This is a genomic window from Pseudarthrobacter sp. R1 (genome assembly GCF_024494415.1).
Classification (GTDB): domain Bacteria; phylum Actinomycetota; class Actinomycetes; order Actinomycetales; family Micrococcaceae; genus Arthrobacter.
The window spans coordinates 1,010,754-1,037,069 of record NZ_JAMKFI010000008.1; the positions used below are offsets into that span (position 1 = coordinate 1,010,754).

Here is a 26,316-nt window from a genome sequence, read left to right on the forward strand (position 1 = left end):
GGCGGCGTCGGTGCCGGACCGGCGACAGGCGGGCCTCCTGACTGGCATCCGACCCGTTTGCGGGGAACCAGCCGGACAAGACACGGCCCGGACTGCCTCCAGGGGGTTGCTACGTGGGAATTGTGTGCCGCCGTCGGGCCCGCCGGCGCCTCCACAGCCAGGACTGGCTGCGCTCTGCAACACCCATGATCCGCACGGCGATGGCCCAGTAGGCGATGCCTGCGGCCACGGACAGCACCACGGCCAGTACTGGTTGGCTGTCTTTGAAGTCCGGGAAGACCACCCAGTGGGTGACGTAGATATACAGCGATGCGCTGGCGACGACTCCGACGGCGCGGTGAAGAACCCGGGGTAACGGGATGGCCGGAATCCACGCGATCATCAGGATGCCCGCCAGGATGGTGGCTTCGCGCCGGGGGGCGTCGAAGTAGCCCGGAAGGGTCGCCGCAGCGCCTGGCACTCTCCATCCTGGAACAGCTGCCAGAGCATTCATCCACCACGGACAGGCCGGTCAGTACCAACCCGGCACCGCGGAGCAGGTGGCTGTTGATGACCGAGAGCCCGTAGCAGTAGTACATGGGCAGGGTGGTCATTGCCCGGTCATCGCCAGTGATGCCGAGGTACCCGGCGATGGACTCGGCATTGGATTGCAGGTTGCTGTGCGAAAGCCGCACGAGCTTTGGGGAACCCCGTGGAGCCTGACGTGCTCAGGAGTAATGCCAGATCCGGGTGCAGTTCGTGGATGGTCCCGGCCCGGACCTCATCGAGCTAGCGCACCCGCCCCGTTTGCATCAGACGCAGGGCGGATGACGACGTCGGGATCATTGGCCGCCACGAGGGGATCAAGGGCCGTGGGTTTGTCCGCTGGCGCCAGGAGCAGCGGATGGCCGCCGGAGAGCGCGGCCAAGTAGGCCACGAGGGCGTCGATGCTGTTGTCGGCGGCGAGCACGACCAGCCGTCGGCAGCTCCCCAAACGGTGCGCAAGATCCTGTACGCGCCCGGCCACTTCACTATAAGTGACGGCCCGGGAACCCGTGAGGATGGCGGGCCGGTCGCCATGGCGGGCAAGCCCCGCGGCAAAGGCAACCCCGGCGATTTCAAGGGGAAGAGTCACCGCGGCACCATGGAGGGAAGCTTGCCTAACTTCAACTGGAACAATTAGGAGACGGTTTTGCGACGTATAGCGTCGGTTATTCGGGCTGGGGGGGTAGGCAAACGAGTGTCCGGCCTACTGTTGTGGCCAATGACCGTTTCGCCAACCCTCAATCTCCCGGACCGCCATCGCCTGAGCCTGGTCTCGGGCGGTTCCGCTTCGTGGTGATCAGTGCTGAAGGGCAAGGGCGCCCGGCCGTGGAGACGGCCCGCGGCTCCTGGTCAGGGCCCTGGGACAAAGGCCGGCGGCAATGGCCGCAAAGGTCCTTGGATACCAGGTACGGGGTCCTGGAGGCCGGATACCCTCCAAATGGGCCAGGGGCCCAAGGCCTTGCGCTGACGCCCGCGCAGCGATTTACAGGGAACGCTCAGGCTCCCGTAAACCTGCCGTCATCTGGCCCTTATAGGTTGCTTGGTGTCCCTGATGTCGCGCGAAGGAAAACCATGACACGTCCTGCTGTTCGCCCCGCCGTTCCCGGGCCGTCCCAGCCATCGGCTTCCACAGCCCGCAGACTGCCGTTCCTGGCCGGGCTGAGGTCCGATGTGCCGGCTTCCCTGGTGGTGTTCCTGGTGGCGCTGCCGCTGTCCCTGGGCATTGCGGCGGCCTCAGGCGCCCCGGTGATGGCCGGTCTCATCGCAGCCGCGGTCGGCGGGATCGTGGCCGGCAGCCTGGGCGGATCGCCGCTTCAGGTGAGCGGGCCCGCGGCAGGCCTGACCGTGGTAGTCGCCGGGCTGGTGCAGGAGTTCGGCTGGGCGGTGACCTGCGCCATCACGGCAGCAGCCGGACTTGTGCAGCTCCTGCTGGGAATCAGCAGGGCCGGGCGGGCCGCGCTGGCCGTTTCCCCTGTGGTAGTCCGGGCGATGCTCGCCGGCATCGGGATCACCATTGTCCTGCAGCAGGTGCAGGTGCTCCTCGGTGGCAAGCCGGCAGGGTCCGCCGTGGAAAACCTGGTCCGGCTTCCTGCCGCCTTGGCCGGGGTAGAGCTCCACTCAGCCCTGCTGGGCCTGGCGGTCATTGGCCTGCTGCTGGTCTGGAAGTACCTGCCCGCAGCCGTCCGTAAGGTGCCCGGGCCGCTGGCCGCCGTCGCCGCCGGCACAGCCATCTCCGTGACAATGGCACCCGGGATCGAGCGGATCACCCTGGACGGTTCGATCTTAGCATCAGTGGCCCTCCCGGACCTGCCTGCGGGCAACTGGGGCGCGGCAGGGCTGGCGGTCATCTCGGTTGCCCTGATCGCCAGCATCGAATCGTTGCTCTCAGCGGTGGCGGTGGACAAGATGCACACCGGAGCCCGCACCGACCTCAACCGCGAACTCATGGGCCAGGGATCGGCGAACATCGTTTCCGGGCTGCTGGGCGGGCTGCCCGTGACGGGAGTGATCGTGCGCAGCGCCACGAACGTGGAAGCCGGTGCACGGACGCGAAAGTCCGCGGTGCTGCACGGCCTCTGGATCCTGCTGTTCTCGGTCCTGTTCGCCGGACTGATCCAGCTGATTCCCCTGGCGGTCCTGGCCGGGCTCCTGATCGTGATCGGGGTCCGCCTGATCAAGATCGCCGAGATCAGGACGGCAGCCCGGACCGGGGATCTGGTGGTGTATGCCCTTACGCTGCTGTCCGTGGTGTTCCTGAACCTTCTGGAAGGGGTGTTCATCGGGCTGGCGGTCGCTTGCGCGTTTGTGCTGTGGCGGGTACTGCGCGTCTCCACCCACGCCCACCCGGCCCCGCCGGAACAGGGCGGTTGGCGTGTGACGATCGCCGGGTCCTGCAGCTTTTTCGCGCTCCCGCGACTGAACCGGGTACTGCACACGGTTCCCGAGGGCGCTGAAACGCTCGTGGAGCTGAATGCCGATTACGTCGACCACGCCTTCCGCGAAGCCGTGCTGGCCTGGCAGAAGCAGCACACCGCCGCCGGCGGAGCCGTCCTGCTCGAAGAACACGGCAACACTGCGTTCCGGGACGCGGCAGAAAGCACCCCCCGGCGCCAGGAAACCCGGGAGTTCCCGCTGCCGCCCCGCGCCAGCTGGCTCACAGGTTACTTTCCGGCCGAACGCGTCCAGAGACCGGAAGACTCCCGCGTTGACGACGGCGCAGGACAGCCGCTGGTACCTTCCATCCTGCAGGGCATTGACAGGTACCACCGCCGCCATGCCGACAAAGTTCTTCCGCACGTAAAGGACATGGCCGATGGGCAGAACCCGGACACCCTCTTCATCGCCTGCGTGGATTCGCGCGTGAACCCCAATCTGATCACCAGCAGCGGCCCGGGGGACCTGCTCACCCTCCGGAACATCGGCAACGTCCTGTGCCAGGAGGGCCAGGATCCCTCCACCGAATCGGCTCTGTCCTTCGCAGTGAACGCCCTGGCAGTGGAGTCCATCGTGATCTGCGGACACTCGAACTGCGGAGCCATGAAAGCCGTGATCGATGACGCCGCAGGCACGGCCCCGGCCCTTGGTCACTCCTTCGACACCTGGCTCGGCCATTCACGGCCCAGTTACGGCGAACTTTTGGACGGCCACCCGGTAGCGATGGCCGCGGCAGCAGCGGGATACAACCAGGTCGACCAACTGGGCATGGTCAATGTTGCCGTCCAGTTGGACAAACTCAGGCAGCACCCCATCGTCGGACCGGCACTGGCCGAAGGCCGGGTGCAGGCCACCGGGCTGTTCTTCGACATCGCCACCGCCCGGGTCATCCGCCTCAACGCAGATGCCATTGACACTTTTGGCGCCATGGCTGCGGCACCGATAGGCTCCGTATCACAAAGCACCAGGTGATACTTTGTGAAATTGGGTGGGGCGTGCCAACGGCACCCATGCCGCCGGTTCGGGAATTCGTGGAGACTAACCGGCTGGCGGAACTGATGCCGCAGCGCAGTGGCGGATGCTCTCCTCTTCGTCCAGGACGAACACCAGCGAACGGGTCGCCGCGAAGCGCACCCGTCAGGACGGTAGGCATTGGCGGTGCCGCCGCACCGGCGCTCAGCGCGGTGACCGGAACGACGGCCCGTCCCAGCTTTCGCAGGGCTGACGCTTTATGCGGACAGCCCGCACGAATTTGCGGACATCTGCCCGCGCTGCACACCGCGTCCGGGGCCTTCCGTGTGGTGGGGACCGGAAGCGTCAGATTGCGCAGCTACCCGATCCTGCTCCGCGGCGACGGGGAGGAAACACCTGTTCTGCAGGCCGGCCAGGCAATATCGAAGGGTCCTGAAGGTGTTTCCCGTGAGCATCAACGCCCGGTAGCCCGGTGCACCGGGCGATAGTGTCCCTCGGATGCCGCGGCTACGATAGGGGGCATGAACCGTCGTCTTGCCGCTGTCATCGGTATCCCTTCCCTTCTCGCTGTAACCGGCTGTGGCTTGGCGCAGGACGGCGCGAAAGGCATCGCCAGCGACGCCGCATCACAGGCAGCCACGGCCGCCGCTGACATGGTACGGGGCCAGATCTGCTCGCCGCTGCAGGACGGGCGGCTCAGCTCACAGGACAAACAGGTCCTCTCAGACCTGCTCTCCCCAGCGGAGACCGCAGGCGTCCCGGCCGAGTTCGTCACCCCGCTTGAGCAGATCGCGAAGGCCGGCGACGAGGTGCCGGGCGCCTCGGTCACGGCATTGCTCCAGGCGTGCGGCATCACACCGACCCCGGCGCCCACCAGCATGTAGCGTCCCCGCACCCGGTGCCGGGGTGCAGGCCATCGTGGACCTGTCCGCGGCCCAGTCCGCGATCACGAAGAGCAGTTGGTAAAACCGCCGTCACCGATGACTACCGCCGCGTCAGCGCCCCGCCGGTCGCCATCGGCGCGGCGCTTTCATGCCCGTCCGTCGCCACGGACCGTGACGGCCACCTCGTCAAATAACGCGACCGGTAACACCCTCCCAGCGAACTACAAGCTTAGTGTGAGCATAATATGATCGAAGCCTTGGTCAACCGCTATTTGACCAGGGCTTCGCCAATTCAAGGAACGAGCAACGAATGGCATAGTTCGCTACTAACAGGTGGTCCCATGAAGGTGGCATAAAACGGGCTACAGCGGTCCCATCCTCGCCTGGCAGGCGACGCGCTACCGCTGTTGAGCGGCGCACCACCCACCTGCAGAACAGGCGGGCCCGCAGTTTCCGGCGCCGTGGCCCTCGCATCGGCGCTCACGGTTGTCGGGTGGGTGCTGCTCCTGCTGGCCGGCGGGGCTGCCGCTTTCGTGCACCGCCGGACTGTCCCGCGGACTGCCCCCATTGCCCTGAGCAGTTTCCTCTCCCGCAAGTGAGGGCCGAACGCCACTATCGGTGAGCTGCCGCTTCTATGCGGACAGCCTGCAGGCTCACCGCCGACCGGTCCGGTCTGCGTCGGGTGTGGCGTCGTGGCGGCCGAGGTGGTTGTGCCACCGGCGCAGGAGGTGGTCGATGACGATGCCGAGCACGATGGCGAACGCCACCGCGATGCCGGCGCTAAGCAGAGGGTTGCTGTGCAGCCAGGGGAAGGAGCCGGCCAGGATGCCGATTCCGAGTGAATACACCACCCAGGTGAGGCATGCGAAGGCATCCAGGACTAAGAACCGACGGCGCGGGAAGGCGGTGGTGCCCGCGACGTAATTCACGGCCACCCGTCCCCACGGGATGTAACGGGCGGTAAAGATCAGCACGGCGCCGCGCTTCTCCAGCTCGTACCGCGCCCAGCCAAAAACCTTCCGGACCTGGGGTTTACGCATCCATCCCCAGCGTTCCACGCCGATTTTCCGGCCGAGCAGGTAGGCCATATTATCCCCGGCGACGGCTCCGAGCAGGGCGGTGACGCCCAGAACCTAGAGGTTGGGCTCGCCGCTTTGCCGGGCGAACGCGGCCAGCGCGACGATGAGAGTCTCGCTGGGGACAACCATCGCGAAGCCATCGACAAAGAAGAACACGAGCAATAGCGGGTAGATCCACCACTGCCCGGCCGCTTGGAGCACAGTTTGACTAATTAAATCCACGCGGGCAGCTCCCAGACAAAGATATAGGCGAGGTCTTCAGTGTCCCATGCCGGGGGTGTCGTTCGCAGGCGCAGTCCGATCCGCAGCCGGCCCCGGTTCGACCTGGTGGCCGGGTTGGCTCACCGGGGCCGGTACGACAACCTTCCGCCGGTCCGGGCCTCCCCGCGGCCGGTCCATCGATTCTGCGCCACAGGCAACGGCAAGAAGAATGTCAGGAAGAACGGCACACCGTGGACGGAACCCGCAACAATGAGCACCAGCTTCCTGTCCCGTCGTTTATTCATCTCGTAGTGGAAGCCCTGGCCCGTGCCAACCAGGTGACCCGCGATCGACCGCCAGGCCGTGCGGGTGCCGTTCCACCCCCGGGTGGCGCGGGATGCAGGTTCCAAGTCCGACGCTGCCGTACCGGTTTGGTAAGAGCAGGTCCTCGAGGCCGGAGAAATGCACGACGTAAAAGCGGCTGGCCGTGCATGGTGGCACGCGCACCGCAGCGCCACGACACCATCGGTCCGGCCAACCTGCAAGGCACCCCCGATGCCATTGACCGCTTGCTCGCCATCGTCCGCGCCTACCCTCCCGGACGTCAGGATCGGACAGGGACTCCCACTGGCCCGGGCTCTCCTCCGCCGCGCCCCCTCAAGACCGCGCCAGCACCCGTTACCCCCGGACAGCCGCACCAGTCCTGGCCCCGCCCCGTCACCAGGCCATTACACGGCTGATGTGCACGTGAAGGACCAGCCGTGCGCACGCGTCCGGGAACGGCTTGCCCACCGCGGGGCACTGCGGGACTAACGGTGCTGCGCCACGGGGCGCTTGGGGCAGTTAGACCTAAAGGAACACATGTTCCCTATCGGCGCCGACGGGATCAACGGTTCGGACATGGACCAGCTGAAAGAAGCCAAGGTTAGCAGTAACGGCGGCCGACGATTCCGCTTTCGTTAAGGCTGCTGAGGAACTGCCTCACTTCTGCTGGCCGATACGTATCGGGACCTGACCACGTCGAGCGGTGTGATTCCGGACTCCGGGACTCGCAGCGGTGGGGTATCGGGTGAGCCGGCGCAGCCGCAGGACGAGGTCATCGAACGCATACGGCGCGGTCAGGCAGTCATCCGCGGGCTGCATCCCACCACAGAGAAGGCTGTCGAGGTTTTCCCGGGTGGTCACGAACAGTGCCGGGGCTCCCGGAAGGGATTGCCGTGTCCGCGCCGTCCTCGCCCGGTCCCTGCCGTCGAGCAGGACAACGGCAGGGACGTCCTCACCCGTGCCGGCCGTTTCGGCCGTGGCCAGGGACCACCCGGCGTTGGCCAGGACCACTGAAATCTCGGCAGCCATCCAGGGGTCCTGATAAACGATAAGAATCGGGCCCATGGCGGGCGCGGGTGCGACGGTCCAGGGAGAAACCCCGATGCTGGGAATCATGTCATGGGCACGCATAGGAACAATGTTGCGCTGTCGGGATGAGTCCGCCCTGAACCCTTTCTAAGAAATTCCTGAGTGTGTCGAACCGGCGGGTTGTACCGGTTGAGGAGTGAACCTTCCTCTGCATTTCGCCGGGAAAGTTTGTGCGTGACGCCAACTACACGAGGGCTTCCCGCGGGCGGCGAGGCTGTCCAGGGCACGTGCCAACTCCTCTGCTGTCCCGTCCCGGTTTGGTTGCCGTGGCAAAGGATATTGTCTCCGGGGTTTCGTCCTTGACCGTTTCCCGGGTTTCAAAGAAATCGTGGCTGAGCTGGGAGAAGGATGTCGCAGGCCCCGGAATGAGTGCGAGGCCTGCAACATCCCCGGCTGTTCAGGGCGGGTGAGGGAGTGCTATTTGGTTTTGGGTTCGCGGTAGGCCAGGAGGCGGAGGGCGTTGGCGACGACGAGCAGTGTTGATCCTTCGTGGATCAGGACGGCGAGCCCGATGCCGATGGTCCCGGTGATGGTGGCCGGGATGAGGATGGCGACGACGCCGAGGCTGGCCCAGAGGTTCTGGCGGATGATCCGGCTGGATTGGCGGCTGAGGTTCACGGCGAAGGGGAGCCGTTGCAGGTCGTCTCCCATGAGGGCTACGTCGGCGGTTTCCATGGCGACGTCGGAGCCGGCTGCGCCCATCGCGATCCCGACGGTGGCGTTGGCCATGGCCGGTGCGTCGTTGACGCCGTCACCGACCATGGCGACCTTGTGTTCCCGGCCGCGCAGGTCGATCACTGCTTTGACTTTGTCTTCGGGCAGCAGGTCGCCGCGGGCCTCGTCGAGTCCGAGCTTGCCGGCGACTGCGTTGGCGACGGTTTGGTTGTCGCCGGAGAGCATGATCATGTGCCGGATACCGGCCTGGCGCAGCCCGGCGATGACCGGCCCGGCGGAGTCCCGGGGTGTGTCCATCAGGCCCAGGACGCCCAGGTACCGGGACCCCCGGCGGACGATCATGGTGGTCCGTCCCGCGGCCTCGAGCCGGGCTATGGAGTCCGTGATGTCTTTAGTCAGTGATGCGCCGTCGATTTCGCTGAAGAGCTGCTGCTTGCCGATGTGGATCTGTTCACCGTCGATCAGGGCGCTGATCCCACGCCCGGTGATGCTGGTGACGGCGCCGGCTGTGAGCGGCGGTGTGCCGTCCAGCCGGGCGCGGGCCGCCGTCACGATGGCCGAGGCCAAGGGGTGGTCGCTTTGGGCCTCCACGGCGAGGGCGACGGATAGCAACTCGGATTCCTTCACGCCTGCCGCGGGTTCGACGTCGGTCATTTCCGGTTTGCCCTCCGTGAGGGTGCCGGTTTTGTCGAAGGCGATCGCGCGGAGCGTGCCCAGGTTCTCTAAAGGTCCGCCGCCTTTGATGAGCAGGCCGCCGCGGGCTGCCCGGGCCAGCCCGGACAGGACGGCGCTGGGGGTGGAGATGGCCAGCGCGCACGGACTGGCCGCGACTAACACGGCCAGGGCCCGGTAGAGCGTGGCGGAGAACGGTTCGTCGATGACCAGGCCGGCGAACAGCAGCACAACGACGAGGATCAGCACGGCAGGCACGAACACGCGCTGGAAGCGGTCCGTGAACCGCTGCGTGGGCGAAATCTGGGCCTGTGCTTCGCTGACCATCCGCACGACGCGGGCGAGCGTTGAGTCCTTCGACAGCCGGGTCACTGCGATCTCCAGCACCCCGGGTCCGTTGACGGTTCCGGCGTAGATGCGGCTTTCGGCCGGGATGTCTGCCTCCTTCCGGGACGACTGGGGCCCGATCGGGGTCTTGTCCACGGGGATGCTTTCCCCGGTCACGGCCGCCTGGTCCACGCTGCTTTGGCCGAGGGTGACGTAACCGTCGGAGGGGATGCGGGTGTTGGGTTTGATGATGACGGTGTCACTGATCTGCAGTTCCCCGACCGGGATCTCCTGCTCCGAGCCGCCACGCCTGACGAGTGCGGTGTCCGGGGCGAGTTCGGCCAGGGCCTGGATGGCGCGCCGGGCCCGTCCCATGGCGTAGCTTTCCAGGGCGTGGCCGATGCTGAACAGCGCCAGCAGCAGGGCGCCCTCGGCCAGGTCCCCGAGCACCGCGGCGCCGGCGGCCGCGACCAGCATCAGGAAATCGATCTCGAACCGCTTGGCCATCACCGTCTGGATGGCTTCCTTCGTGGTGTAGTAGCCGCCGAAGAAATACGCCGCGACATACAGCGCGGTCGAGACCGCGTCCGGCACCGCAGTGCTGAGCCCGAGCAGGAACCCCGTTGCCAGGGTCAGGGCACACAGGATTGCGAAGATCAGCTCGCTGCGCTCACCGAAGATCCCGCCATGCTTATGATCATGGTCTTCATGCTTTTCGTGTTTGTGGTCGTGCGCATCTGCCTCAGGTGCGGGGGCTTCCCCGGCACTTGGCATGGAGGTTTGGGCGGGACGGGTCCGGTCTGCCCGCGGCGGTGTCCCGAAGCGTGCCAGGAGGTCCGTGATCGTCCTCTCCGAGGTCCGGTCCGTGAGGTATTCGACCGTCACCGAGCCGGTGGCGGAGACGTGGGCCTCCGCCACGCCGTCCAGGCCACGCAGCCTTTGTTCGAGTAGTTGCGCGCGGGCGGGCCTGGAGATGCCGTCCACGTCGATGCTGAGGTGGCCGAAGTCGCTGTCCACCCGGGCCCCCAGGGACAGGGCCAGTTCACGGATCCGGCCCAGGCTGATGAGACCGGGTTCGAAATGCACGCACAGTTGCGCCGCTTCGGCGCCGTCTGCGCGTTTGACGTGGGCATCGATGACGCCCTGCCGGGCCTGCAGACCATCGGTGAGGATGCGGACGCAGGCGTCCTGTTCATCCAGGGCCTCCGGCAGGACGGTCTTCAGGTCAAGCTGGGTATCGGTTGCCATGCGTGCTCAATTCACAGTGTGTCTGGGGCCCGGTCAGGGGTAAGAGGTGGGTGTGTAAGGCGTCGGGTTAGCCGAACAGGTCCCCGAGGAACCCGCCGCGCTTGCGGCGGTCGTGCCGGTCCCCGTGCCCGGAATCGTGGTGGCCGTCCCGACGGTCGGGGTACGCAGGCGGACCGTAAGGGGGCTGCGGGCTCGCGGGTGCGGGGTTCCGGGCTGCGTAGAAGGAGCTTTCGGCGTCCATCAGGGACTCCAGCTCGCCGCGGTCCAGGAAGATTCCGCGGCATCCGTCGCATTGGTCGATAATGATGCCGTTGCGTTCGTAGGGACGCATCTCCGCTCCGCATTTGGGGCAGGTGAGTGTGGAGGGTGAAGTGTTCATGATGATGGCTCCTGATGGTTGGGTTCGGTAGGGGGATCAGTGAGGGCAGGGGTTGCCGTGATAGCCGGGGAGTGGCCGACGTGGGTGATTGCCAAGTCCAGCAGCATCCGGACGTGGCTGTCGCCGAGCCGGTAAAACACGACGCGGCCCGCGCGGCGGGCTCCCACGACGCGGTGCGCGCGCATGAGCCGAAGGGCCTGGCTCACCGAGGACTCACTTAACCCGGCCACCGAAGCGAGGTCATGCACACACACCTCACCCGCTTCGAGCAGGGTGGCGAGGATCCGGACCCGGCCCGGGTCGCCCATCAGCCGAAACACCGCGGAGACCCGTTCGACATCCTCCGCCGAGGGCAACGCCGCCTGAAGGACTTCGACCTGCGCCCGGTCACCGCTATTGTCCCGGCGCGCGGGCGGGCCCTCAGGGCCCGGGATGGACTGAAGTCGTCTACTCATATGAACACGTTATCAGTTGAGCAGATAATGGCAATGGCGGTTCGGATTCGGGGTTCCGGGTGCGGCCTTCCAACCGTCCCGGATGACCTGTCCCGCAGCCCCCGTCCCTGCGCCTCAGGCGTCCTGGTTGGCGATGATTGGCAGCCTTGGTCGGCCTCGCACTGTGGTTGACCAGGCCACGCAGGATGAAACCGAAAATACCCACCACCACCGAGGCGAGGACGGGCCGGTTCAGCCGGGCGCCGGCGACGCGAAGGTCCACGGGGCAGGCGGCGTGGTGCTCATTCCCGGATTCCTGTTCCTCTCCGCCACGGGCCTGACCTGGTCCGGGCTGGCCGATAATAACGTCACCAGCCTCAGGACCTCCCTGAACTGGACCACCCCAAGCCCCCCCCGCACACCGGTGTCCACTTCGTACTCGGCAACCAGGTTGTCCTGGCCGGAAGCGTCATTGGCGGCTACCCATGTGGTGGAAATGACGGCCCACCCGCGGCACAGCCTGGGCCGCCGGGAGGGCTCCGGCCCGGCGCTTGCTGCGCGGCACCGTGGCCCCTCACGGCCGCCGTCGGTATAGTAGCCGGCGTATTTTTTCCCCTACTGGCTGCGGACCGGCTCGATAGAACTGGGCTGAAATGTAGGGCCGCCAAACGATCCCGGGATGCAGCCGCAATTATGTGGAAGACTCTCCAGATATAACTACTGGTGGAGGCCGGCAGGGTCCGGGTAGCAGCCGGACGGTCCTGACGGTCCATTCAGCCGGCCGCGCGCCGGATCGAGTAGAAAGGTTGGCTCCATGAGCAACGAAGATGGTCATGTCCACGCCAGCGCGGTGACTGCCGGAGCCCGGCACCGGACGCCTCTTCTCATCGCGTTCGGACTGACAGCCGCCTATATGCTCGTGGAGTTCATTGTCGGGATCGCCGTCAACTCCCTCGCCCTGCTTTCGGACGCGGCCCACATGGGCACCGACGTTCTGGGGCTTGGCATGGCGCTGGCCGCGATCACGCTGGCCGCAAAGAAGACCACCACACAACGCACCTACGGTTTCTACCGGCTGGAGGTTCTGGCTGCGCTGGCCAACGGAATCCTTCTGTTCGGGGTCGCCGGTTACGTGCTGTTCGAGGCGGTGCAGCGTTTTTCTTCTCCGCCGGACGTTCCTGGGATTCCGCTCCTTGTGGTGGCGAGCATCGGCCTGGTGATAAATCTGATCAGCTTCCGGCTCCTGGTCGCCGGTTCCAAGGAAAGCCTGAACCTAAAGGGCGCCTACCTTGAGGTGCTGGGGGATCTGCTGGGTTCGGTCGGGGTCATCGCGGCCGCGATCATCATATACACCACCGGGTGGACGTACGCCGATCCGCTCATCGGCGTGGGCATCGGGCTGTTCATCCTGCCGCGTACCTGGAAACTGACCCGGCAAGCGCTGCGGATTCTGATGGAATCGGCACCTCCGGGCCTGAACGTGGAAGAGGTCCGTGTGCGGATTCTGGCGCTTCCCGGAGTGGACGGTGTCCATGACCTGCACATCTGGACGATCACCTCAGGGCTGGAAAGCGCCACGGGCCACGTCGTTACAAGTAAAGGCGCAGACGCCCAGGCAACCCTCGATTCAGTCACCACACTCTTGGCGGAGGAGTACAACATCACGCACACCACCATCCAGTGCGAATCACGGCTGTGTGCCGAGCACGCCAGCCCTATCTAAAGGCCCGGGCCGCTCCCACACGCCGGAGGCCCGCCAGAACAGTCTCACCACCGCACTGCGGGAACTGGGCAGGATGGAGCTGACCCTCTTCCTGCTGGACTGGCTCCAGGACCCCGCCCCGCGCCGCAAAGTCACCGCCGGCATGAACAAGGGCGAAGCCCGGTGTGGGACAGCCCGTCTGGCAAATGCATATGTCTGTGCGGAGAGGATCTCACCAAAACCGGATACGTGTGTCCTGAATGTCGGGTGGTCGAGGAGCGAGGGGCAGGGGAGTGGCATGGCGTCGAGGATTTCGCAGAGAATCCGGACCACTGGATCGCCGTTCGCAAGTACGGCGTGCACATGGGCGTGGAGCTCTGTTCGAAAGTCCACGGCACCTGGAAGCGGTGGCCGATCGTGCTGGACCGGGACCTGGTTAATCCAGGGGATCTCAGACTTCAGCTTGTCGAAGGGCGCACCCGTGTGGGCATCCTGCGCGGCCGTCGACTGCTGGTGAGCGTGGTCGCGGACAGGCACTGGCCTGGGTCGGCCGCCGACGAGCATGAGCGGCCAGACACCAGCCCGCAGCGCGGCGATCAACGCCCATCATGAGATGCGCGATGAAGTCCTCACCTATCCGAAAGCCCTCCACCGTGACCTCGCCAACCCAGCTCGCCACTATGATCCGCTTTCACCTAGAGACCCTTGGCGAGACCAATGCGCATCACCCGTTCGAGCAACTATGTCTCGGTCTGACCCGCCGTCGAATCGTCAGCAACGTCTTGCCTGCGACGGGTCCGGTCTCAGCCGGCGGCGACGGGGGACGTGACGCCGAGAGCTTCTGGAGCATGGTGGCCAAGGAGCTGCCGGACACGTCACTCTTTACTGCTCTTGCCACTGAGGACGCGGTCGTCCTCGCAGTGACCGCGCAGCGCGGGAACGTTCCGTCCAAGATCCGGTCCGATCTGGCGAAGATCTGCGGCAAGGGGGAGCCGGTCGACCGCGTCATTTATTTCACCGTCACGCCTGTCGACACGGCGAAGAGGCATGAGCTCCAGGCACACGCGCGCGAACAGTATTCGATTGCACTGCAGATCTGGGATGCGCAGGCGATCGCGAACGAGATCGCCAGTGCGGACCTGTTCTACCTCGCCGTCGATTTCCTCCATCTACCATCCTCCCTCGCGCCCGTGCGCGAAGAGTCCCGTGATGAGCTCCCTGACTGGTATATCGAGGAACACAATCGCTGGCGAACACCTTCAGACCGCTCGGGCTCGATGGGGGAATTCGTCGACCTGCGGGAAGGCCTTCGGTTCTCCAGCCTTAATCCCGAAGCGCGTGCCGACCTGCCCGACTGGCTCGCTTCGGCGCGGGCACTGAGAGATGCAGCACATCGAAGAGACGATGTGCTCAACCGCATCGACTACGAAATCGTCCTCGCAACCGGGTTCGGGCTCAACACCCTGAAGCCGGTCGACGGGATCCTCCGCGGCTACTTCGGGCGGCTAACCTCCCAAGCATCCGACTCCGGCGTGCTGGTCGACGCCATCACCCTGCTGCGCCTCGTGCAGGCGACGTTGCCGCGGGGCGGGACCACCATCACATCGGATGAAGCGGAAGCATGGACCGAGGACTTGGAGAGGGTGCTTGAAGCCGAGCTGCGTGCAGCGCCCGGGATGAATGCGAAGGCGGGCCTGCTGGCAGCCGGGGCGATCCTCGCTCTCGGTCCCCGGGGCTTCACGCCGGAGGAACTCGACGAAGTCTCCGGCCCTGGTCCGTTGATGTCGGATATCCACCAGGAACTGAGCGCCGCCAAGCGGGAAGGACGCGGGCTCCCGGCTGTGCCGTCCGACGCGGAGCTGCGTGACCTCGAAGCAGGCATGAGACATTTGGTCGACCTCGTGGAGACCCTGCCGGCGGCTCCGATGGTACCCCTGGATGAGCTTATGTCGATCTTCGATTTCACAGCGCCTGCCCTAATCGACCACCCTGACTATCTCAAGGTGCGCCAAGCGCTGGACGATGTAACGATCGAGCGCTCGGGGCGGGCTTCGGCAGGAGATCGGGCACAAAGCCGCGCCATGGCTCTGCTCCAAGGAGACCGGGCCTTGGACGCCCTTCGTGAGATTCATTCCGCGAAGTTCAGCTGGCTCAACGGCGACGCTGCCGAGGGCGCGGCCATCATGATGCTGCTCGCGTCGGCCGTATACAGCGATCTCGGACTTCCGCTGGCCGCGAAGCAGTACGCGATGAGCGCGGTATCGGTCGCAAGAATGAGCGGCGGCCCCCATCTCGCCGTACTCGTGGCCCGGGGCATCATCCTGACTGCGACGTACGAGCACCAGGCCGGCCAGTGGCTAACCGCCACCGAAACGTTCAGAATCGGGATCTGGGCACAGGCACAACTGGCGGGTGATCCGTGGAGCTTCGAGCGCTATCCGTATTTCATGGACATGCTGATCGACCAGTGCCACATCCTGCGGGCCGCGTCTTCCCTTCGCCCCGGGCTGTTGCGTGCCATCGAAAGCGTGGTCCAGTCCACCCAGCTCGACGAACTCGTTGCTCCGATGCTGGCCTCGGTCGCACACATTGAGCCCCCCGGAGAGGATGAGACCGCAGACGCGGCGGACCGCGGGGGCCTTGGGCGGCCCTTCTCCGATGCAGGCCCGGTGCGCGAGTACAGCTGGGCCGCGCTCGGCAACGTATGGGTCGTGACCGCCCCGAACGAGCGGGCCCACGTGCTCGCGGCCGAGAGATTCGTGGCGGCTATGCAGATCACCCTCGCTGACCTCGCCGGCGAGGACCTCCTTCTCGTGCCAGGTGAGATCCGCGTCGAGGTCGAAGTCTCGGACCGGCCCGTGGAGCCCGGATCGGTGTTCACCGCGGAGTCAGAGCGCGACCGTGGCACAGTCGGGCATCGGGTGATCCTCTCCCGTTCGGGAGCCTTGGCACCCGAAGCGGACCAGCTCGAGGTCACCTCCGCTGTGCTCCAGGCGATCGTCACCCAGTCGCTCCTCGGGCAGCCGGCATTCATCGCCGTGATGGAGCGGACCTTCGAACGCGGGCTTCCGCACATGCTGACCTGCGTGCGTCCCTACGACGACCTCGTCGACGTTCATAAAGACTCGTTCTACGACGAGATCAGGGGCTTGTCAGGGGGTCTCATCGGAGCCGACAGGCCGCGGTCGCCAAAGCCCGCCACCGGACTGCGCAGGAAGCTTCCGGAACATGCATCGGCCTACGACCGTGCCGCGTCCATTGATGCGATCGCCGCACGATACGAGAAAATGCTGCCACCGGTGCGGCTGACGCTCCCGCGGCTTGCTGGGGACACGGACTTCATCAAACTTGTGACATCGCTGCGTGCCGAAGGGTGGAAGGACTGGCACCTTCTCCTCGCGGTCGTCAACATTGTGGTCAATGGACGCGCAGCGCAGCGCGGCCTGAACATGACAACCTCGATTACCAAGGCCGACGTCGAACGAGTCAGTTTGCTCACGCAGGAGGAGGAACGGGAGGAGGACCCGGAGCCGCTGCTGAAGATTTTCACCGAAGACAGGATGTGGTTTCACCTCTCGAACGCCGCGCTCACGACCGTACGTCGGTGGGGACTGGAGGTGCGCCTCAACCGTGTGGACCCACGATCGTTCCTCGGACTTCTGGGCGACCGCTTCAACTACTGGGACGACGACGTTGAACATGAGCCAATCTTCACGACGTAGCGATGACCACATCACACCGCACGACGGACCGGGACGGGCCGACGGCTAGTATCCAAGGATGGTCAAACAGATGAGGGACGCGGCCTTCAAAGCTGAGCAGTTTGCCGGTGTGCACCTTCCACACGTCACCGCAGTGAACCAGTTGGTCGAGTCCCTCCGGGAGCCTGAGCCTTCGACCGGCCGGGGGTGGGTGCCGTACGTCGCGCCTCTTCATGGGGGCTGGGAGGCCAGGATCCTGAGCATTTTGCGTGATCCCGGGCCGATGACCCACGAGACCATGGGCTCCGGAATGCTGTGTGTGGAGAACGACGACGATTCCGCAGCGCTTCAATGCCAACTGCTCGCCTCGGAAGACCTGATGCCTGCTGACCTGACTCCTTGGAACGCCTACCCGTGGTACCGCCACGATCAGTCCAGCGGTCTGAGGAGCCCGCAGATCACGGAAGGGCTGAACCCTTTGGCCCGGTTGATTGACCTGATGCCAAAGCTCGAAGTCGTACTCCTCCAAGGCGGCGAAGCGCAGACCCTCTGGAAGCGGTTCGCCCGCAAGCACCCCGGAGTCGCTGCCCGGTATGCAGCAGTGGAAACTTATCACCCTGGAAGGACTGCGCTCAGAGATCCTGATCCGGCAGTTCGGGAAGCTCGGGCCAACCGCCGTTTCGAAGCTTTTCGCGAGGTCCGTCAGATTCTGGGCCGCGGGCAGGATGGCCGCTAGATAGGGGACATGTCGCAGCCGTTTATCCATGACCTCCCCGCAGCCATCTTGCTTGGGATACGGCAGAGCCAAGCTCTTAGCTACGCTTTTCGGCCGGCCGGTACCTGTCACCAAAGGCGACCAAGGAGCTCTGGAGCAGCGTCATGCTGCTCAGTATGTCCACTGGCCGGGAACGGGATTCTGCCGGCAGTGGGCTGACCATCCAGGCGGCGAACACGTTGTGAGGAATCTTCCAGCTCATCGCCTGATCAAAGAGACGCAACACAGGTTCGTGGAAGAGCCCATCTTTGAGCTGGAAGCCCGGGCAGAAGGTTCCCTCGCCGATGAATACCCGAACTGCCCGGCGCATGGCCTCCGGGTCGCCGAGGGATTGGAAATGCGTCTCCAGGTCTGCCGCTGTCGGCAGGGTGAATTCTTCGCGGATGCTGTCCCAGATATGCTCCGGGACAGCGGGCCAAAACCGCTCAGCCTTCACATTCGACGCAGTAGGCATGGCCGTCCTTCTCGCTCGCCTTCTGCGAACGGTGGCGGACCAGGAAGCAGGACCAGCAGGTGAACTCATCGTCAGCCTGCGGGATGACCTGGACGACGAGCTCTTCGGCAATGAACTCGCCACCAGGGGTCAGGCCGTCCAGGGCGTCAGCCTCGTCGAGCTCCTGAACCACGGATTTCGCATCCGGGGCTTTGGCGGACTTCAGGGCCTCCAGGGAGTTTTCCTGGGATTCCTTGACGTCGGTACGCAGTTCATCGTAATCGGTTGCCACGGAGGTGCATCTCTTCTCTGTTGAGGGGGTATTACCGGTCCTGCAACGTATGGGACACGGGAGAAATTCCCTATAAGAGCGGAGCTGCATGGGCACACAATAAGAACCTCAGGGAACATGGCATTGCCGACGGTCAGTGGGGCACCTGGGGTTTCAATATCAGGAAGTGACACCTAGTCTGGGACAGAGCCGATGGCCGCGACATTTGCGGAACCAACCACCGGATTCGTGCGTCTTATCACTCTGGTCTTTGGGGGAACCTTGAGCTATCCGGAATACCCGCAGCAGCAACAGCCGCGCTTCTTCGATACTTCGTTCGACTACATGACCGACACCCCTCCAGGGACTGACCCGGACAGTGGCAGTCCCAGGCTCCGGGCGGACCATCAGTTGCTGTGGACCAAGACGCTGAACTCCGGCGTCCTCTTCGAGCCGACCGCGCCGCCGAAGCGTACGGACGGCTACCTCATCTTCACCGACCCCTCCAGGGCGATGCATTGGTACGGCAGTGACGCCATCACCCACTCCTACACCGGCCGGGCACGTACGGCGTCTCTGGCGAACGCCATCGCCTCGCTGAACGAGGAGCAGCGGGCCCGCTACCTGAATCCGCCGTACACCATCGGCAGCGCGATGATCTGGCCGGTCAGGAAGAAGGACCGACCCACGATGAACCAGGCGAGGGGGCTCAGGTCGCTCATCGCCGACCGGATGGATCTGACCCTGGAGTGCATCCGGCGTCATTACGCAGGAGAACCGGAGAGCCCACTGGCCAATGTCATCAACGCGTACGCGGACTTCTTTGCGTTCTTCGACGGATTCAAGGAGTTCGTGGACTTCTTCCACTTTCAAGACCTCGTGACGCCCGACTACGAAGAGGTTCGGTTCTACCTTCCCTTCGACAACTTCAAGCGTTCCGGGATGCCAGCCACAAAAGACGAGTACGTAACGTACCGGGAGGCCACGCTGGAGTTCATCGCGGCACGGAACCGTCGGATGGCTGAGTGGGTCATAGAGAACCACCCCGAGATTGAGGTTCGCCATTCAGACTACGCACGTCGCAGGGTCATAGTCCACGCATTGAAGCCATAGGGGGATTCATGGAACTACCAGCCATCCTGAAAGAAGAGAACGTTCAAGCCGCAGCCGAACTGCTCCGGCGCTACTACCTCGAACCATCCACAAAGACGGGGCTGCTCAGTACCGGCAGCTACTTTGATGAATGGGCGAACCGCGGCGACAACCCGGAGGTGAGGGACAGGATCACCGACAGCGACGCTGTCGCCGTGTCCATGCTCAGCGTCAAAGTGCCCGCGCAGGCCATCATCGGGCTGCAGGAACAGCCGTTGGCGACCAATATACGTAATCTCCTGGCTGATATACCCACCGAGGTGAAGATGAGCGACCTCACGGTCGCCGAAGCAGCAGCAACTCTCGGGGAGGGCAGCCCCTCATGGCTGCTCTGGCAGGAGCTGAGACGCACACCCAAAACGCGATGGGATGTCGGGGCCACCACAGCCAGCAAGATCATGGCGAGGAAGCGACCGCATCTCATCCCCATCTGGGACAAAGTAATTGGGGCAGTCGTGGGCAAAGACACCGCCAAGGACCAGTGGCTGAACTGGCACAACCTCTTCATGGAAGACCCCGACCTTGCTGGACGATTGGGGCGCATTCACAAGCTTTCTATGGTCCAGACACCCATTTCCGAACTGCGCATCATCGACGCCATCCTGTGGCGCTACGGCAAGGACCATGGCATCAAGGGCGGGCGAGCCGGCAAACTCGGAATCACCTGAATCCCGCCAGTGTCAGCGATGCCACGAGGAACCTGGTCGCATAGCGGGCCAGCGCCCCGCGCCAAGTTCGTAGCCGGCCAAGGTCTGCTGACTATAGAGCTCCATCGCCTTTCATCATTTGCTGCGCCAAACGAATCGGATCGTTGGGGTCCTGGGCCGACACAATTTCATTAAGCTTCGCTGTTAGGTATGCGAGAAGCTCGCGGTTCCACTCCAGTGGCGACCCGTCAAAGGAAATCGGTCGTTCTCTGCCCGCATTCTGAATGGCACAAACGACCAGACCGTACATCTCCTGTGTGGAGTCGAGGATGAAGTCCTTTAGGGCCGCGTGTTCGGATGCGCCCAGATCACCCTGCTGCTGGTGATGATTACTGTGTTGAAGCAAGCACAGGCTTTGTCCCGCGTATGAAATGTACTTCTCAATGAGCCATTGACCATCCACTTCGTCATTGGTCATGTAGGTCCTCAAGGAGTACCGGTAGAGCATGGGTTGAAGGTACTGCTCCATAAGCGGCCACAGCATCCGGGGGTTGTTGCCGTTTTCAAAGTACCTAAACGACAGCTCTTCCATGGCGGCGGCAAAGGCTGGCAGAGACCGCCCATCCGCAAGGTCAGGTATTCGGACGGCAGGCCTTGAATCCTGGATATGTTTGGGCTCCGGGCGCAGCGGTATGTGGTCCGTTGACGTATTGTCCAGGCTGGGAGTCAGGGCTTTATCAATAATCCGAAGTAGCTCGGATATACCCTCCATCGCCTCGCCGTAGAGGTTTGGTGGGAGCCCCTCCAGCCAGACCGCGATGCGCATTCGATTGCCGTCACGGAACCAGAGCGAGGCAATGAGATTGTTCGAAGGCCCTTGATAGTCGATATGGCTGAGCGCCGGAGCGGACGAGGCGGGCATCAATATGGAGCAGGCATTGAGTTCTCCAAGCTGAGCAAGTATGGGGCTCCCTTCGGCAGGGTCATCCGCCAAGAGGTCGCTTTCCTCGAAGAATCCGATTACACCGTCCTTTGTAATGATCCAGCCATCCCATCGCCGCTCTTCTGCCCGTTCCCCAGATACGTAGGTAGCAGGGAGCATTACTCGATCCCCGAGGAAGGACAGGTCGACTGTCTCGAAGTAGCGGTCCGCTCCTTCCGCCATCGCTTTTACTTCGCGCTCCGCTGTTCCTGCCGGATAGCCAGCATCGAATACAGCGCCGCCGGCCGCGCCGAATACCCGATCACACATCTCCTGGACGAGAGCTGCCCTGGCGAAGGGATCCTGGTCGTTCTTGAGTTGCTCCTCGTACTTGCTGATCAACCAGGCCGCTTCTGCTCTTCCAACTATCGGTTGGGGAATACCGGGGATCCTGCTGTTACGAGGCAAGTAGGCTACCTGTCCCATAGCGATAGCAATCGCAGGAGGCACACCCAGAGCCTCAAGTCGACGTCGGACATCATCGGCTGCGCCGTCCAGGATTCTCCCCATGGTCATATGATCTGACCCCAATGGTTCAACGACAACCCTAAGCCGAGAAACTCCCTGCCTTGACAGCGGCCGAAACCATGTCTGGTGGAGACGGGCCCGGCGGGAAGAGACCTGGTGCGAAGGATTGCCCCCGTCCCGCTCGGTTTGGTCGTGTTGCCTGTAGGCTGCAGATCAGCACGAACCCGGTGAACGCACTCGACGACACACAATTCCTCGCTGATACCGTGGAAAGAGGGCAAATGGTCTCCTTTTGAACATGTGTGAGTCGGGGGAAGCATGACGGAGTGGAAGCCGGGTTGGTGGGCACGCGCGTTCAGAGGTGCCGGGTCATGGGTGCTGTCGATCCGTGAGGGCCGCCTGCGCGTCTGCGGAATCCCCCAGGAGGTGGACGCTGATGTCATCGGCGTCCTCGGACTCGCAGTCGATGAGGGCTCAGGGCAGCTCATCGTCACTCTCGTCCACGGGACGGAGACGGTGCTCAATGGGCTGTCTCGTCGCGCAGTGCGTGAGGTCGCCGCGGCGTACCACTCCGAGCTCGATGAGCGACGGCATCTCGCCGCCCTGCTCTCAAAGGCTGAGGAGCAGGGCGAGACGGCGCGCCTGTGGTGGTCCCGGGTGCAAGAGGTGATGAACCGACCCCGGTGGGCGGACCAGGACACGATCGCCGCACTCGAGGGCTCTCGTCCAGATGTCGCAGCGTGGTTGGCTGCCGACAGCGATCCGAGGCTCTCCGGGCTTCCCAAGGGTAAACGTGAGGACCAGCGTGCCGCAGTCGACGCCTGCCGCACCACTGACTTGTCAAGGTGGGCTGCCCAGCGGAATGAAGCATTCCTGGAGTGGGAGAAAAATGAGTTGGCGGACTTCTTCCGCACGGTCGAGAAGTCGCCGTTGACGGAAGAGCAGACGAGGGCGACGGTCTGCTTCGACAACAGGGTCCGGGTTATCGCGGCCGCAGGCTCGGGGAAGACCTCGACGATGGTGGCGCGCGCCGGGTATGCGATCCGGCGCGGCATCGCACAACCAGCTGAGATCCTCGCCCTCGCATTCAACAAAAAGGCAGCCGGCGAACTCTCGGACCGTCTCGTGTCCCGCCTCGGCAATGATGGTGCCGGCGTGGCGTCGAGCACGTTCCATGCCTTCGGGCTGCGTATCATCGGCGAGGCCACTGACCGCAAGCCGTCCCTTCCCGACGACCTGACCGCGGACAATGGGATCGGGCGGCTCGCGAGGATCGTGGATGTCCTCCGCGACCGTGACCCGGCCTTCCGGCGGGACTGGGACCTCTTCCGGCTCGTTTTCGGCCGGCAGCTTCCGGATCTCGGTGATGAAGCCGATCCTGAGAAGTCGGACAGGAACACAGGTACCAGCGGCTTCGGTACTCTCGCAGGGGAGATCGTCAAGAGCCAGGAAGAGGTGATGATCGCAAACTGGCTCTTCCTGAACGGTGTCAGCTACCAATACGAACGTCCCTACGCGTACGACGTTGCGGACGCGCACCACCGTCAGTATCAGCCGGACTTCTACTATCCGGACATCGATGTGTGGCATGAGCACTGGGCGCTCGGTTCAGCCGGCAACCCGCCGCCACATTTTGACGGGTATGCCGACAGTATGGCGTGGCGGCGTCAGACCCACAATCGATACAGCACAAGACTTATCGAGACAACCTCGGCAACCATCCGGGACGGGTCCGGGTTCGAGCACCTCGAGCAGGAGCTGCGCCGGCACGGAATCCAGCTCGAGGAAGACCCTTACCGGGAAGCAGCCGGGGAGCCACCAATCAGCGACCAGGCGATGCTGGCGCTGATGCGGTCCTTCATGACACATGCGAAGGGCAACCGCCTCACCCCTGACGTGCTGACGCAGCGGGCCGGCCGGACTTTGCGGGCCAGGCTCTTTACACGCCTGTACGGCGTCATCCTCGCCGAATGGGACCGTCAGCTCCGCGCTGCGGGCCAGATCGATTTCGAGGACATGCTGAATCTCGCCACCGATCACATAGAGTCCGGCCGGTGGATGAGTCCTTACCGGCTCGTCATGGTCGACGAGATGCAGGACAGCAGCTCTGCCCGTGCGGCGCTGGTGAGGGCGCTGATGAAGACTCCTGGAAACTACCTGTACGCGGTCGGCGACGACTGGCAGTCGATCAACAGGTTCGCGGGCTCAGACCTCAGTGTGATGACCCGCTTCGATAATTGGTTCGGGACAGCGTCCACCATCTGGCTGGACCGCACCTTCCGGTCCCCGCAGTCCCTGTGCGATGTCGCCGGTGGGTTCGTGATGAAGAACCACAATCAAATCTCCAAGAACGTCCGATCTTCAGCGCCGGAGGCTGTCGAGACCGTATGCGCCGTCAGTGTACGGGAGCGCAGCCACTACGGATCGGTCGTTCGGCAGTACCTGACAACCCTTGACTCAGAGCTCACTGAGCCAGCCACTGTGCTGCTGCTCGGCCGGTACTCCCGGTCCAAGGACGATGTCATCTCGGCGCTGGAAGCCAGATACGCCAACCTGACCATCGAGTTCAACACCGTGCACGCCTCGAAAGGAAAGGAGGCAGACTACATCGTTGTGCTCGGCCTTGAGAGGAACGGATTCCCCAACATTGTCGAGGATGATGCTCTCCTGCAACTGGCCATGGCCGCCCCCGACTCCTACCCACACGCAGAGGAACGACGCCTGTTCTATGTCGCACTGACCCGTGCCAAGCGCTCAGTGCTCTTGGTGACGCGCGCCGGTAGGGAATCAGCGTTCCTCCTCGAGTTGGTCGGAGATCGTGTCGTCAAGATCCGATCCGCGACGGGCGACGATATCACCCCAGTGGTCTGCCCGAAATGCAAGAAACACACGATGAGGGAACGCAAAGGGCGCTACGGCCGGTTCTTTGGCTGCACCGGGTACCCGACCTGCAAAGGAACGATGAAACTCGCTGAGAGTTAGGGACAAGGATACGTCCCATGTTCCGAGGCGCAGGCTCTACGCTTCGCGATATTTTGGCCGGCTGACGAGTCCAACCCACGTGGTCGGCCAAGCCGAGCCTTGCGGAATGCAGCACTTGCACGAGGCCATCATCACACCGATACACAGACCAAGGGGGTCACCACCCTTAGAAATGTATGCTTGACGGGTGCGAGCCGTTGCCTATATCCGCAGATCCAAAGACCCCGCCGAGGGCAACGCGTCGCTCGTCGACCAGCGCGCCTGGATCATGGCGGAAAGCCGGAAGCACCACCACAAGGTCGCTAAGCAGGACATCTTCGAAGAGGTCGTAAGCGCGTACCGCGACCGGAACCGCCCCGAGCGCGACCGCCTGGAGAAGGTTCTTGCCGAGGGTGACGTCAAGGCGCTCTACGTCCGGGACCTCGACCGGCTGGCGCGGCGGCTGATGGACACCGCCCGCATCGTCGACACCTGTAACCGCCATAACGTGACGATCTACACCCACGACCGGGTGTTCGCCCCACGGTCGCCCGACACCATCCTGCTGATCTCCGTCCTCGGCGGCCTGGCCGAGACCGAGGCGGCGACCACGAGCAAGCGGCTCAAGCGCACCGCCGAGAACATCCGCCAGAAGGGTGGATGGAACGGCCCGCCACCCTACGGCTGGGTGCTGCCCGAACAGCGCAATGCCGACGGCGTGAAGACGCTGAAGCTGCACCCGAAGGAGAGCCGGACGGTGCGCCGGATCGTCGACTGGCGGCTCGACGGACTCTCCGTCGCCGAGATCGTCCGGGAGCTCAACCAGCAGGGCCTGACCAACCGCGAGGGCCGGCCGTTCCAATACCGTGCCGTCGCCTCGCTACTGCGCCATCCGCTCCTGGCCGGATACAACTCCCTCACGGCCAAGGCCGATGGACGCAGCGCCGGCCCAGGTCCGGACTTCCGCGATACGCGCACGATCGTCATCGACAAGGATGGGCGTCCGGTCAAGAGTCATGAGGCGGTCTGCACGGAGGCCGAGTGGGAAACCCTGCGCCTGCTGATGAAGCCCCAGCCGCTCAAGCGGACCCGGGCCCGCGCCGGAGGCCTTCCCCTGGTCGGCCTCGTCTACTGCGCCGGCTGCGGCACCAAGATGACCAGCAACAGGTCGATGGGTGAGTCGGGAGCGTACGTGTGCAACGGACGGATGCGCGGCGCTGACTGCCCCGGCGTTGCAATCAACAGGGAAGCCCTGGAGGGCTTCATCCGTGACGTCGTCGCAGGATCGCTCGACAGCCCCGAAGTGATGGAGCTGCAGACCGAGAGGCTGAACCAGGCCGCGGCCGGGAGCATGAGCTCGGAGCTGTCCGAGCTCCACGAACAGGCTGATGCCCTGGGGGACTCCATCCTGATCCTGCGGGCCCAGATCAACACCGCGCCGGCCAGCGCGATGTCGGCACTGCTGAACCGCATCGGTGAGGAGGAGGCCCTCAAGGGTCAAATCGAGATGCGGATCTCGGAGAAGACCGAGGGGCGACCGAGGGCGATCCCCGACATCAGCGGGGCCGAGTTCCTCGAGCTCTCCGAGACGGAGCAGAAGTCCATCATCAGGGCTTTCCTCCGCAAGGTCGTGGTCTACGCCGACGACGGAAAGCGCGGGTCGGTCAAGGGGATGTTCGGCTCCCAGGGCACGAACCTGAGCCGGATCGGCTTCTGGTATCTCGGCGAAGCGGACGACCAGGAGCCGCGCCGCGGGGGCGGGTACTCGCTCATGCCCTCGAACGGCAGCTACCAGTGCCCCAAGTGCGAAGAACCCCGGACGTTCCGCTACCGGAACAACCTGCGCCACCACATGAACTACGCGCACCCGCAGCCAGTGCCGTGTCCTGAGTGCGGCGAGGAATTCCCTTTGCCCGGGCTGCCCAGCCACCGCCGCAACAAGCACGGGGTCAAGGGCTCGCGCCAGTCCTGGAGCTGACTCT

General features: G+C 64.3%; 21 protein-coding genes and 3 pseudogenes. 13 read left to right on the forward strand and 11 right to left on the reverse strand.

All coding sequences use genetic code 11. The features are described 5' to 3' along the window. Positions 1-109 precede the first annotated feature (109 nt). The 3 genes and pseudogenes from M8J71_RS15515 to M8J71_RS15520 form a co-directional block, all read right to left on the reverse strand. Positions 110-460: a hypothetical protein gene (locus tag M8J71_RS15515; RefSeq protein WP_256248708.1), complete on the reverse strand. Its 351-nt coding sequence runs from the start codon at positions 458-460 to the stop codon at positions 110-112. A gap of 112 nt (positions 461-572) precedes the next feature. After that, a pseudogene (locus tag M8J71_RS23665) lies at positions 573-674 on the reverse strand (hypothetical protein); the annotation flags it as partial. Positions 675-760: 86 nt separating this feature from the next. Beyond that, complete coding sequence (locus tag M8J71_RS15520) at positions 761-1,114, reverse strand: AMP-binding protein (RefSeq protein WP_256248709.1); 354 nt, start codon at positions 1,112-1,114, stop codon at positions 761-763. Between the two features lie 482 nt (positions 1,115-1,596). Between M8J71_RS15520 and M8J71_RS15525 the strand changes: the two genes are divergently transcribed. From M8J71_RS15525 to M8J71_RS15535, 3 genes are all read left to right on the forward strand, one after another. Continuing rightward, positions 1,597-3,930, forward strand: coding sequence for a SulP family inorganic anion transporter (locus tag M8J71_RS15525; RefSeq protein WP_256248710.1), 2,334 nt, complete (start codon positions 1,597-1,599; stop codon positions 3,928-3,930). A gap of 521 nt (positions 3,931-4,451) precedes the next feature. Continuing rightward, positions 4,452-4,814, forward strand: coding sequence for a hypothetical protein (locus M8J71_RS15530; protein ID WP_256248711.1), 363 nt, complete (start codon positions 4,452-4,454; stop codon positions 4,812-4,814). A gap of 407 nt (positions 4,815-5,221) precedes the next feature. Further along, a complete protein-coding gene (locus M8J71_RS15535; protein ID WP_256248712.1) occupies positions 5,222-5,413 on the forward strand; it encodes a hypothetical protein in 192 nt (63 codons plus the stop codon). Positions 5,414-5,467: 54 nt separating this feature from the next. Here M8J71_RS15535 and M8J71_RS15540 read toward each other — a convergent pair. The 5 genes and pseudogenes from M8J71_RS15540 to M8J71_RS15560 form a co-directional block, all read right to left on the reverse strand. Further along, positions 5,468-6,115 (reverse strand): annotated as a pseudogene (locus tag M8J71_RS15540) (DedA family protein). Between the two features lie 960 nt (positions 6,116-7,075). Further along, the gene (locus tag M8J71_RS15545) at positions 7,076-7,549 is read right to left on the reverse strand and encodes a hypothetical protein (RefSeq protein WP_256248713.1); all 474 of its coding nucleotides are present in this window, start codon (positions 7,547-7,549) and stop codon (positions 7,076-7,078) included. Positions 7,550-7,924: 375 nt separating this feature from the next. Next, on the reverse strand, positions 7,925-10,429 hold the full coding sequence (locus M8J71_RS15550; RefSeq protein ID WP_256248714.1) for a heavy metal translocating P-type ATPase: 2,505 nt from the start codon (positions 10,427-10,429) through the stop codon (positions 7,925-7,927). Between the two features lie 67 nt (positions 10,430-10,496). After that, positions 10,497-10,808 carry a TFIIB-type zinc ribbon-containing protein gene (locus tag M8J71_RS15555; protein ID WP_256248715.1) on the reverse strand — a complete coding sequence of 104 codons (312 nt, stop codon included), beginning with the start codon at positions 10,806-10,808 and terminating at the stop codon, positions 10,497-10,499. Further along, positions 10,805-11,263, reverse strand: coding sequence for an ArsR/SmtB family transcription factor (locus M8J71_RS15560; RefSeq protein WP_256248716.1), 459 nt, complete (start codon positions 11,261-11,263; stop codon positions 10,805-10,807). The genes M8J71_RS15555 and M8J71_RS15560 overlap by 4 nt, the downstream gene beginning before the upstream one ends. Positions 11,264-11,426: 163 nt before the next feature. Here M8J71_RS15560 and M8J71_RS15565 point away from each other — a divergent pair, with 163 nt between their 5' ends. The 6 genes and pseudogenes from M8J71_RS15565 to M8J71_RS15590 all read left to right on the forward strand — a co-directional run bounded on the left by M8J71_RS15565 (position 11,427) and on the right by M8J71_RS15590 (position 17,381). Next, on the forward strand, positions 11,427-11,837 hold the full coding sequence (locus tag M8J71_RS15565) for a hypothetical protein (RefSeq protein WP_256248717.1): 411 nt from the start codon (positions 11,427-11,429) through the stop codon (positions 11,835-11,837). A gap of 219 nt (positions 11,838-12,056) precedes the next feature. Continuing rightward, entirely contained in the window at positions 12,057-12,965 is a 909-nt protein-coding gene (locus M8J71_RS15570; protein WP_256248718.1) for a cation diffusion facilitator family transporter, read from the forward strand. 31 nt (positions 12,966-12,996) lie between these two features. Further along, positions 12,997-13,143: pseudogene (locus M8J71_RS23450) on the forward strand (Tn3 family transposase); the annotation flags it as partial. Positions 13,144-13,211: 68 nt separating this feature from the next. Next, positions 13,212-13,556: a hypothetical protein gene (locus M8J71_RS23455; protein WP_256249031.1), complete on the forward strand. Its 345-nt coding sequence runs from the start codon at positions 13,212-13,214 to the stop codon at positions 13,554-13,556. Between the two features lie 8 nt (positions 13,557-13,564). Beyond that, positions 13,565-16,666 (forward strand): hypothetical protein, encoded by a 3,102-nt coding sequence (locus tag M8J71_RS15585; protein WP_256248719.1) that lies wholly within the window; start codon positions 13,565-13,567, stop codon positions 16,664-16,666. 58 nt (positions 16,667-16,724) lie between these two features. After that, on the forward strand, positions 16,725-17,381 hold the full coding sequence (locus tag M8J71_RS15590; RefSeq protein ID WP_256248720.1) for a uracil-DNA glycosylase: 657 nt from the start codon (positions 16,725-16,727) through the stop codon (positions 17,379-17,381). A gap of 76 nt (positions 17,382-17,457) precedes the next feature. On the opposite strand, the gene M8J71_RS15595 is transcribed toward M8J71_RS15590, so the two are convergent. Beyond that, positions 17,458-17,874 (reverse strand): hypothetical protein, encoded by a 417-nt coding sequence (locus tag M8J71_RS15595; RefSeq protein ID WP_256248721.1) that lies wholly within the window; start codon positions 17,872-17,874, stop codon positions 17,458-17,460. Beyond that, a complete protein-coding gene (locus tag M8J71_RS15600) occupies positions 17,846-18,145 on the reverse strand; it encodes a DUF4193 domain-containing protein (protein WP_256248722.1) in 300 nt (99 codons plus the stop codon). Before M8J71_RS15600 ends, M8J71_RS15595 begins: the two co-directional genes overlap by 29 nt. Before the next feature lie 228 nt (positions 18,146-18,373). Between M8J71_RS15600 and M8J71_RS15605 the strand changes: the two genes are divergently transcribed. Both M8J71_RS15605 and M8J71_RS15610 read left to right on the forward strand, forming a co-directional pair. Then, positions 18,374-19,237 carry a DUF6994 family protein gene (locus M8J71_RS15605; protein WP_256248723.1) on the forward strand — a complete coding sequence of 288 codons (864 nt, stop codon included), beginning with the start codon at positions 18,374-18,376 and terminating at the stop codon, positions 19,235-19,237. Positions 19,238-19,245: 8 nt separating this feature from the next. Further along, positions 19,246-19,944 carry a DUF6308 family protein gene (locus M8J71_RS15610; protein ID WP_256248724.1) on the forward strand — a complete coding sequence of 233 codons (699 nt, stop codon included), beginning with the start codon at positions 19,246-19,248 and terminating at the stop codon, positions 19,942-19,944. 91 nt (positions 19,945-20,035) lie between these two features. Here the strand turns inward: M8J71_RS15610 and M8J71_RS15615 are convergent, their stop codons facing one another. Then, entirely contained in the window at positions 20,036-21,247 is a 1,212-nt protein-coding gene (locus M8J71_RS15615) for a hypothetical protein (protein WP_256248725.1), read from the reverse strand. Between the two features lie 444 nt (positions 21,248-21,691). Between M8J71_RS15615 and M8J71_RS15620 the strand changes: the two genes are divergently transcribed. Both M8J71_RS15620 and M8J71_RS23460 read left to right on the forward strand, forming a co-directional pair. Next, positions 21,692-24,355, forward strand: a complete 2,664-nt coding sequence (locus tag M8J71_RS15620) for a UvrD-helicase domain-containing protein (RefSeq protein WP_256248726.1) — start codon at positions 21,692-21,694, stop codon at positions 24,353-24,355. A 187-nt stretch (positions 24,356-24,542) separates the two neighbouring features. After that, a complete protein-coding gene (locus M8J71_RS23460; protein ID WP_256248727.1) occupies positions 24,543-26,312 on the forward strand; it encodes a recombinase family protein in 1,770 nt (589 codons plus the stop codon). Positions 26,313-26,316 lie beyond the last annotated feature (4 nt).

What these genes read in the sequence shown, in the direction of transcription:
- M8J71_RS15550 (WP_256248714.1), bottom strand. Translation starts at nt 10,429, where the DNA reads ATGGCAACCGATACCCAGCTTGACCTGAAGACCGTCCTGCCGGAGGCC.
- M8J71_RS15610 (WP_256248724.1), top strand. Translation starts at nt 19,246, where the DNA reads ATGGAACTACCAGCCATCCTGAAAGAAGAGAACGTTCAAGCCGCAGCC.
- M8J71_RS15545 (WP_256248713.1), bottom strand. Translation starts at nt 7,549, where the DNA reads ATGCGTGCCCATGACATGATTCCCAGCATCGGGGTTTCTCCCTGGACC.
- M8J71_RS15525 (WP_256248710.1), top strand. Translation starts at nt 1,597, where the DNA reads ATGACACGTCCTGCTGTTCGCCCCGCCGTTCCCGGGCCGTCCCAGCCA.
- M8J71_RS15590 (WP_256248720.1), top strand. Translation starts at nt 16,725, where the DNA reads ATGGTCAAACAGATGAGGGACGCGGCCTTCAAAGCTGAGCAGTTTGCC.
- M8J71_RS15530 (WP_256248711.1), top strand. Translation starts at nt 4,452, where the DNA reads ATGAACCGTCGTCTTGCCGCTGTCATCGGTATCCCTTCCCTTCTCGCT.
- M8J71_RS15585 (WP_256248719.1), top strand. Translation starts at nt 13,565, where the DNA reads ATGAAGTCCTCACCTATCCGAAAGCCCTCCACCGTGACCTCGCCAACC.
- M8J71_RS15570 (WP_256248718.1), top strand. Translation starts at nt 12,057, where the DNA reads ATGAGCAACGAAGATGGTCATGTCCACGCCAGCGCGGTGACTGCCGGA.
- M8J71_RS15560 (WP_256248716.1), bottom strand. Translation starts at nt 11,263, where the DNA reads ATGAGTAGACGACTTCAGTCCATCCCGGGCCCTGAGGGCCCGCCCGCG.
- M8J71_RS15595 (WP_256248721.1), bottom strand. Translation starts at nt 17,874, where the DNA reads ATGCCTACTGCGTCGAATGTGAAGGCTGAGCGGTTTTGGCCCGCTGTC.
- M8J71_RS15620 (WP_256248726.1), top strand. Translation starts at nt 21,692, where the DNA reads ATGACGGAGTGGAAGCCGGGTTGGTGGGCACGCGCGTTCAGAGGTGCC.
- M8J71_RS15555 (WP_256248715.1), bottom strand. Translation starts at nt 10,808, where the DNA reads ATGAACACTTCACCCTCCACACTCACCTGCCCCAAATGCGGAGCGGAG.